This is a genomic window from Hungatella hathewayi WAL-18680, from assembly GCF_000235505.1.
In the GTDB taxonomy this organism is placed as follows: Bacteria; Bacillota; Clostridia; order Lachnospirales; family Lachnospiraceae; genus Hungatella_A; species Hungatella_A hathewayi_A.
This window is the reverse complement of record NZ_JH379027.1, coordinates 3,111,439-3,120,963: the sequence shown is the minus strand read 5'-3', so window position 1 is coordinate 3,120,963 and position 9,525 is coordinate 3,111,439. Positions and strand designations below refer to the sequence as shown.

At 55.5% G+C, this 9,525-nt stretch carries 3 protein-coding genes; all 3 read left to right on the top strand.

Annotated elements, in window-relative coordinates; all coding sequences use genetic code 11:
- On the top strand, nucleotides 1–6,791 hold a 6,791-nt coding region (locus tag HMPREF9473_RS14020), incomplete at its 5' end, for a beta strand repeat-containing protein (RefSeq protein ID WP_006780791.1).
- 160 nt (nucleotides 6,792–6,951) lie between these two features.
- Nucleotides 6,952–8,310, top strand: coding sequence for a citrate/2-methylcitrate synthase (locus HMPREF9473_RS14015; protein WP_006780790.1), 1,359 nt, complete (start codon nucleotides 6,952–6,954; stop codon nucleotides 8,308–8,310).
- Between the two features lie 107 nt (nucleotides 8,311–8,417).
- Complete coding sequence (locus HMPREF9473_RS14010; protein WP_006780789.1) at nucleotides 8,418–9,338, top strand: tyrosine-type recombinase/integrase; 921 nt, start codon at nucleotides 8,418–8,420, stop codon at nucleotides 9,336–9,338.
- Nucleotides 9,339–9,525 lie beyond the last annotated feature (187 nt).

The following is a 9,525-nucleotide window of genomic DNA, read 5'->3' as shown; positions in this document are numbered from 1 at the left end:
GAACCCGCGCCAGCTCCGAGACAGTGGAAATCTGCTCCGAGGGGGCGGCGGGACTCTATACGGAACAGCCCATCACCGTCATTTACGCACCGGGAGATGGGGCGGAAGGAACAGCTCCGGAGGCGATAAGGATTGCCAGCGGCGGCGAATTCACACCGTCAGCCAATCCATTTACCCACCAGGGCGGACTCACCTTTGCCGGCTGGAATATCACCTATTCCGGCGTTATCGGTGTGCAGTCAGAAGAGAGCGAAGTGCCGGAGGGCACCGAACTTCTTCCGGGCGCCGCCATTACCCTGACATCCACGGGAACGGAAACTGAGCCGAGAGTAACGCTGACTGCCCAGTGGAAACAGGCGGAGGTCCTCTATGTCAATCAAACTTCCGGTAGTGACGAGAATCCGGGAACCATGGAGCAGCCATTCAAATCCCTGGCAGCCGCATACCGTCATTTACCGGAAACCGGAACGGCCGAGACCAATATCATCGAGCTTCTGTCCGACTACACGCTGGAGGACGCCTTCCTGGAAAATGCGGAGCAGAGAAAAAACAGCACCCTTCGCGGCCAGGGTGGCACCAAACTTGTGACGTCCCAGCCCAGCCTGTATCTGTCCGGTGATTTAACGCTGGAGCAGTTGCAGTTATCCATGAGCGCCCAGGACGCCTCTCTGTCCTGCTGTGGCAGCAATCTGATACTCAGCACGGGAGCCGTGTTCCAGGCCCAGGAAGCCCAGAACCTGTCTCTGGTGCTTGGAAATGACGGCCGTTATCATCCGTCCTATGGCGGAAGAGGAACATCCTCTGACAACCCGGCCACGGCCATCCTGGACAGCCAGGACATTTCCCTGACCCAGATTATCTGTACCGGCAAAAATGGGGCCGGTGAGAGCAGTCATCCATACAGCCATCTGGTTGTCAACAACGGCGCTATCGGCCAGATTGTGGCCGGTTCCGTCTTCCACAGTGGAATCTCGGAGACTAACGCAGATATCGAGATTCACGGCGGAACCATCAACGAAATCATCGGCGGAACTCTGCCCTACGGCGGCTCCGGCATCTTGAGAGGAACGGTGGGCATCCGTGTCACCGGCGGCTCCATAGGCAGTCTCTACGGCGCGTCCTCCGGCGAGATAAATTCCTCCCTCTGCGAGACCGAGGGCGATATCCGCCTGAATATTTCCGGCGGAGCGGTAGAGCGTGTTTACTCCAGCGGAATGACCGGAAGAGTCCGTGGAAATGTGGACGTCACCATCAGTGGCGGTGCTATCGGCACGTTTTACGGCGGCGGAGTGGGCGCATCCGACAAGACAGAAGTCTACGGAACCCGTTCCGGAAATGTGGACGGCGATATCACCATCACCATCACCGGCGGCACCTTCGACCACGGCTTCTATGCCGGAGGAACCGGCACAAACTCCTCCGCCAATTCCGGAAGAGTGGAGGGCAATGTAACCACAACCATCAGCGGAAACGCAGTGATAAACGGCGATGTCTATGGCGGCGGATGCGGCCCGGAGAATAGCAGACACGCCGACGAGTCGGACAGCGCAGGAATCCTGGAACAAGGCTCTAACACTGACGAGGCAGATGAATCAAAAGCCAGCAGCAGTTTAAACGATAATGTTTCCGGCATCGGCAACGTAACAGGAAACACAACCCTGACCATTCGTGGTGGCCGCATCATGGGCAGTGTCTATGGCGGCGGTCATGCATCATCCACGGAAGGAACCTCCGCAGTCTACCTGTACGGCGGCACCATATCCGGCGGTGTCTACGGCGGCGCCAGCGGTGGCGGCCATGTGGGCAGCAGTGAAGCAGTCATCCATGTCCCGGTCGGTACCGCAGAAAGTCCGGTCAACGTCTACGGAGGAGGCGCCACAGGCAGCAGAGTCCTGGGAGAGTCCACCCTTACAATAGGCGACGGCGCAAGGATTTACGGCGACGTCTACGGCGGCGGCCAGTCCCAAACGGGCGAATCATCGCTCCATATCCAGGGCGGCCTGATAGAGGGCAATGCCTACGGTGGCGGAAACCATTCCGATACTGCAGGAAATGTAACGGTAACCCAGTCCGGCGGCTCAATCACCGGTCATCTCTACGGCGGCGCCAACCAGGCGTCCGTCCACGGAAATATAGAACTTCATCAGACAGCAGGAGCAGTGAACGGCAGTCTTTACGGCGGTTCGGCCACCTCCGGCACAGTAAAAGGCCAGGTATCCATCGATGTATCCGGCAGTTCCGCCAGCGTATTTGGAGGCGGCTCCGGCCAGCAGACAGCGGTAGAAAATGGCACACGCATCAACATCAACCCAGGCGCGCGGATAGCGATGGATGTCTATGGCGGCGGTGAGGACCGAAGTGTCACCAGCGGCGGCACGTCCATCAATCTCTCCGGCACAGCTCCGTCCGGCAGTGTGTTTGGCGGCGGGAAACATGCGGACGTCACCGGCCCGGTGTCCATCCAGTCCATGGAGGGTTCGGCAGTGCCAGCCATCTTCGGCGGAGCGCTGCACAGCGGAACCGTAACCAGTCCGGTCATCACAATTGCAGGGGCAGTCACTAATGTCTACGGCGGCGGCTACGGCCTGGGAACCAGCACTGCATCGCCTGTTATCACAGCGGCCCCAACCGGCCGGATAGCAGGCCAGATAACCGGAGGCGCCATCCAGGGCAATGTCCGTGACGGCGTAACGATCACACTGTCAACCGGCAGTGTCACCAATACGGTCTACGGCGGCAGCCAGGAAGCCGATGTCACCGGCCCCGTAGTTATCACGGCAGAAAACGGCTCAAAAGTGGAGAATCTCTACGGCGGTAGCAACATCTCCGGCGAGGTGTCCGCACCGGCCATCACCATAAGAGGAGAAGCCGGCAATGTCTACGGCGGCGGCCATGGAAGCCACACCAAGACAGCTTCCCCATCCATCACCCTTGAGACAGGGGCCTTTGCCAAAAATGTATACGGAGGCGGAGAGGAAGGCAGCACCACCGGCGTCAACACGGTTCTGTTAAAAGGTGGAACCGCCGAGATGGTATTCGGAGGAGGACTGTCCGCCAGCTCCCAGTCAGCGGTTGTCACCCTGGAAGTGGATGCATCAGCCACCCATCTCTACGGCGGCGCCCGGGAATCCGGCGAGATAAGCGGCACTGCCACAGTGACCGTCAACGGAACCTGCACCAATGTATTCGGCGGCGGCCTGGGCAAACAGACCACAGTCGGTTCTTCGTCAGTAACAGCAGGCGGAAGACTGAATCGTGTTGAACAGCAGAATAAGATTGAACAGAAGGATATAAACAGCCAGAATGGCGCAGATAACCGAAACGATACAGGCAGCCAGAATAACGCTGTCAATCAGAACGATGCGGCCAATCAGAATAACACTGGTAACCGCACCAGCACCGCCCGCCGCATTTACGGCGGTGGAGACAGCGGCACTGTCACAGGCACGGCCACCGTCATTGTCAGCGGCCCCATAACGGGCACCATCTACGGTGGCGGCAAGGGCAGTGATTCCCTCATTGGCGGTAATACCTCCGTTACTCTGATGAAAGAAGTAACTGGCGAAATCTACGGTGGAGGAGACATGGGCCCAGTGGCCGGAAGCACCAAAGTCACAGCCATGTCAGGCTCCAGCGTGGAAGGAACCATTTACGGCGGCGGTCTGCGCATGGGCGCAGGCGGAACTGCCACCATCGAGTTACAGAAAGATGCCCAGCTGACAGGAACTGTCTATGGCGGTTCCAACGAGAGCGGAGAGATAAAGCAGGGCACCGAGATAAAAATACTGGGAACAGTCCGCAAATCCCAGAATGCCGCCGCCAGCACCCCCGATGATTCGGACACCTCCGGAGGTTCCACTGGCAACAGTAACTCCGGCAAAGCCAACAGTTCCGGTAGCTCCGGCAGCCTCTACGGCGACGGCTCCGGCAGCATCTACGGCGGCGGCCGCGGCATCCGCACCATCGTGACGGATACCGCCAGACTGAACATCTCCGGTACCGTGGACGGTGACGTCTACGGTGGCGGAAGCCAGGGAACCATATCCGGCGATGCCCGGATTGAGATAGCGGATGGCCGTGTCACCGGCACCATTTCCGGCGGCGGCCAGTCCGGCAATGTCACCGGCTCCAGAGGCATCCATATCACCGGCAGCAACATGAACGGCGAGGCGTCACTGCGCTCCATCCAAAATGCGGAAACGCTCACCCTGGACAACTGTCAGCTGGAACTGACTGGCAATTCTAATACAGGAGACACCAGCAGCCAGGAATATGATGACACGGACGCACAGGACAGATACACCCTGTCCCGTATCGGCAGTCTGATATTACAAGGTGGAAGCACCTTGAAATTGCAGTCCCCTGTCTATCTGCTCGGCGGAATCGAGAGCCAGAACGCAGATGGCAGTCTGACAACAGCTGTGTCCACCGTAAACAATGCCATCTATCTGCGCCATGGAACCTATATGGAGCTGAAAGCCGGCACCCGAAACACAGGCACTGACTACGGCCCAGTCCACGGCTACGCCCTCCTTGGAGCCTACGGCCCCACTGAAGACACCGCCAGGACCACCAGTGCTGCGGCAATCAGTACGACGTCCACCGGCGGCACAGCAGTCAGCACGGCGTCCATCGGTGGCACAACAGCCAGCACGGCGTCCACCGGCGGCACAACAGCCAGCATGGCGGGCAACGGTACTACCGCCAGGACTATCGGCATCGCCCCATCCCCCGCCAGCATCTACGTCCTCGGCGCATGGAACGACGGTGAGACAGGAGGCTTCCTCTACGCGGATGACATTTACGACAGCCGCCAGGCCCTCCTCCACGAGAAAGACACCGTCATCCTCCCAACCGGCCGCAAAGACGTCTGGAGCAGCTGGAGTATCGGTGGAGACAGAACGGAGACGACAGCGGACCTCATCATGTCCAACCGCCCAGGCACCGGAAAGACAGCGGAGCTTCTCACCAGCGCCAGCGAAACAGAGACGATATACCGCCTTATTCCAGATTCCCTAAAACTGGAATCCGCCGGCGAGACTTTCACCCTGGTGCGTCCCGAGGACCTGGACCAGGCCAGGGACCCCAGCCACACCCTGTCCCTGACCCTGAGTACCGGCATTGCCGCCACGGAAGACATGGAAAATCTGGCCTGCATCACCGGCACCACGGCGGACGGAACCGGAGCCTTCATCCCAGCTTCCACGTCCTCCCCAGCCGTCATCGAGACCAGAACCCTGGGCGGCCAGTCCGATTTATCCTTCCAGATAACCCTGGAAAATAAATCCGGCGTCAACATTTCCGACAGGGAAGGAGAGTACCCCCTCCAGGTAACCTTCGACATGGCCGTTTACCAGCCACTGTCCGACGGTTCCCGGATACAAAACGGCCAGGTGACCGTGACCCTCCGCATCCGCAGAGAAAATATCCGCCAGTACAGCGACTGCCTGGTATCCCCAGGCAAGCAGTACCGCAACGCCAGATACCTCTACAACATGGAGGCGGAAAATGCCACAGCCGCCGTCAACGTATCCCGGGGCAGCTCCATTACCCTGCAATACACCTCCGACGGCGGCGCCATCCGGGAAACCAGCCAGATTACTGACCACCACTTATCCTTCTCCACCTACGCAGGTATATCGGAGGAAGGATACCAGTGGAATCCGGAAATCCTTCCGGCCGGAATCACCATTCTGGCCATTGACAGGAGCAGCGGCCAGCCCATCTATTACCACTACACCACAGACGGCGCCGAAAGCACGATTCCCTTAAGTGCCTTCTTAAAGAACGGAAGCGGGGAACACTATTCCTGCCGGATACCGGAGGGCACGGCGGAAAATCTGCTGTTTATCATCGATTTTGCCGCCCAGAACACCTACTCGGCCAGCCGCCTGTGCGCGCAGCTGGCACCGGTCTACGAGGACGGCACCGAGGGCGCTCCTGGCCAGGTAGTCTTTGGTGTGGGCGGTGACAACCAGACCTACGGCCTGAGCGCTATGACAGCCAGAAGCAGAAGCGCCGGCGTCCCGACCTACATGGAGGACGACACCATCACCATCCCGGTCATGACCGTGATCACCGGCGGCTCCGGCACGGACACGGCTGGTGAGGGACGCCAGATGGCAGTCCGCATCCGCCTCAAAAACCGTGACACGGACACCTACGTGAAGATACCGTCCACCTGGGTGGCCCAAAATGGCAGTGGCGATTACATTTCAGCCAAAAACGGTGTTTTGACTGTCCCGTTGAGCTCCAGTCTCACCGCATGCAACTGCCAGGTGAATCTGAAGCTGGATAAAAGCGCCATCCCGGCCGGCGCCTACCGGCTGGAGTTAAAGCTGGCCCAGGGCGTTATGGCCCAGTACGCCGCCGAGGTGGACAATGTGCTGATAACCCACGATTTCAATCTGGAGAAATATCAGTACTCCGTCAACGCCGTCTTAAGCGGCGGCAATAACCGCAGACTCGTTCCGGCTGATGAGAACAGAAAACCGCTGACCTTCACCATGCAGTACGCCACCTCCGGCAATCCGGACACCGGCAGACTGACCCTGGTGACGGAGCTTCAGCGAAAAACAGACGGCAGCTTCCAAAGCATTGATTGGAGCACCCTGTTTAAAAATGTCTCCGGCCTCACCGACAAGCACAGCTGGGGCACTAACACGCTGACCTACCAATTCCGGAAGGAATCCCTGGAACCGGGCAGCTACCGCATCCGTTTCACCGTGGTGGACGGAAACGGAAATGTGGTAAATGAGAGCGCGGAGAGCTTCCTGATTCTGCCTTCATAAAAAATTAAAATCTCTGTAAATACTGATAAAATGGGCGTTTACAGAGATTTTGTATTTATTTCAATACAATTTTGTTTGCACAATGTGGAAAAATAAGGTACAATAATAAGCATACGAGAAAAAAGGAGATTAGCTTATAAGAAAGAAAGGGGCGCTGTGAATGATTAAAAATCAGGATTTTATGGACAACGTACAGGAGTGGGCAGACATCTGCCTGAATGATGAGAGGATTGATTTGGAGCTGTATGACAAGTACGATGTCAAGCGCGGTCTTAGAGACAAGAACGGCAACGGTGTGGTTGCCGGTTTGACAAAGGTATCCAAGATTGAGTCAAACAAGATTGTGGACGGTGTGAAGACACCGTGTGAAGGAAAACTTTTTTACCGCGGCTACAACATTTACGATTTAATCGGCGGAGTCGTTCGCGATAACCGTTACGGTTATGAGGAGATTGCCTACCTGCTGTTATTCGGAGAACTTCCAAACGCGGAACAGATGATGCGTTTCAGAGAGAGTCTGGCGTTCAGCCGGAAACTGCCTACCAATTTCGTGAGAGATGTTGTAATGAAGGCACCCAGCAAAGATATGATGATATCCTTGAGTAAGAGTATTCTGACTCTGGCATCCTATGATGACCAGGCCTGGGATATCTCCATTCCCAACGTGCTCCGTCAGAGCCTGATGTTAATCAGTGTAATGCCGATGCTGGCGGTGTATGGCTATCATGCCTACAACCATTATGAGCGCGATGAGAGTATGTATATTCATCGCCCGGACGAGAATCTTTCCACGGCAGAGAACCTGCTTCGCCTGCTGAGACCGGATAAGAAGTATTCGGAAGTGGAAGCCCACGTTCTCGATTTGGCGTTGATTCTCCACATGGAGCATGGCGGTGGTAATAACTCCACCTTCACCACCCATGTAGTTACCTCCTCAGGAACCGATACCTATTCCGTGGTATCCGCGGCTCTGGCCTCCTTAAAGGGACCGAAGCACGGCGGCGCCAACATCAAGGTAGTCGAGATGATGAAGGATTTGAGAAAAGAAGTCAGCGACACCAAGGACCGTGACGCGGTGGAGGATTATTTAAAACGTCTGTTACATAAAGATGCATTTGACAAGAAGGGTCTTATCTACGGCATGGGCCACGCCGTTTATTCCAAGTCCGACCCACGTGCCGAGATATTTAAACGCTTCGTCAAACAGCTTTCCGAGGAGAAGGGCAGAGAAGAAGATTTCGAGCTGTACTCCATGATAGAAGAGCTTGGTCCGAAGGTAATTTCTGAGGAGCGCAAAATCTACAAAGGCGTCAGCGCCAACGTGGACTTTTACAGCGGCTTCGTGTACAGCATGCTGGATATCCCGGAAGAGATGTTCACACCGATTTTTGCTATTGCCAGAATCGTGGGATGGAGTGCACACCGGATTGAAGAGCTGATTAACATGGATAAGATTATTCGTCCTGCTTATACCAGCGTGATGAAGGAAGAAGTTTATCGTTCTCTGGATGAGCGTTAAGCGGCAGAATAGGGAATACGGGATGGGAAAATATGCTTGCATATTTTCCCATTTTTAGGTATGTTAGTAGAAGAATGGAATAGCAGAGAGAAGGAGGTTTTTTTTATATGAGAAAGCGCAAAAATGTGATAAGTATCACAGAAAGACAGCTGGAGGAGTATGAGGAATATTTGAAAGATGAGGAGCGGAGCCGTGCTACCGTCGAGAAATACCTGAGGGATATCAGAAAATTCCGGAGTTTTATACAGATGGATGGAAATGGAGTAGGGACAGGGGGAGCGGGAAGGGAAAAGGCAGAAAAGTTAGAAAAGTCGGAGAAGTCAGAGAAGGAATGGATACGGGAATACAAGCAGTACTTAAAGGAACATTACAAAACCACCAGCGCCAACTCCATGCTGGCGGCGTTAAACAGCTATGTCAGTTTTCTGGGAAGGGACGATTTAAAGGTCAAATTCTTCCGCATCCAGCACGTCCAGTACAGCCAGCCGGAGAAAGAACTGACCGAGCAGGATTACAAACGCCTGATACAGGCGGCGGAGAAACGGAGGGATATCCGCATGAAAATGCTGCTTCAGACCATCGGCAGCACGGGCATCCGTATCAGCGAGCTGCGGTTTATCACCGTGGAATCCCTGGAGGATGGGCGGACGGACATTTACAACAAGGGGAAATCCAGGATAGCCCTTCTTCCCGACGCGCTGGTCCGATTGTTAAAGAACTATTGCAGGAAAATGGGAATCCGCGGGGGAAGCATTTTCGTGACCAAATCAGGACGGCCCATGGACAGGAGCAATATTAATAAGAAAATGAAGGAACTTGGCAGGGAAGCCGGAGTGGACGAGCGGAAGGTATTTCCCCACAATCTGCGCCACCTGTTTGCCAGAACCTTTTACCGGATAGAGAAGGACGTGGTCCGGCTGATGGATTTGCTGGGACATTCCAGTATCAACACGACACGAATCTACACCATGACCACCGAGGCCCAGCCGAGGAAAACGCTGGCGCGGATGCGGCTGGTTTTTGGATAATAAAAAAGATACCACATGATATAGATTATGCGGTATCAACCATCATCAAGCAGGGGATTTCCCCCTCACGATATAGTCTATTATACCCACTTTCGTAAAAATTGCAAGGTTTGAAATGGAAAAAATTGCAAAATCTTGCGAAAAGTTCGCAGAATTATGCTTATGTGGGTGTCGGGTGACGGCGGCT

What these genes read in the sequence shown, in the direction of transcription:
- HMPREF9473_RS14015 (WP_006780790.1), top strand. Translation starts at nt 6,952, where the DNA reads ATGATTAAAAATCAGGATTTTATGGACAACGTACAGGAGTGGGCAGAC.
- HMPREF9473_RS14010 (WP_006780789.1), top strand. Translation starts at nt 8,418, where the DNA reads ATGAGAAAGCGCAAAAATGTGATAAGTATCACAGAAAGACAGCTGGAG.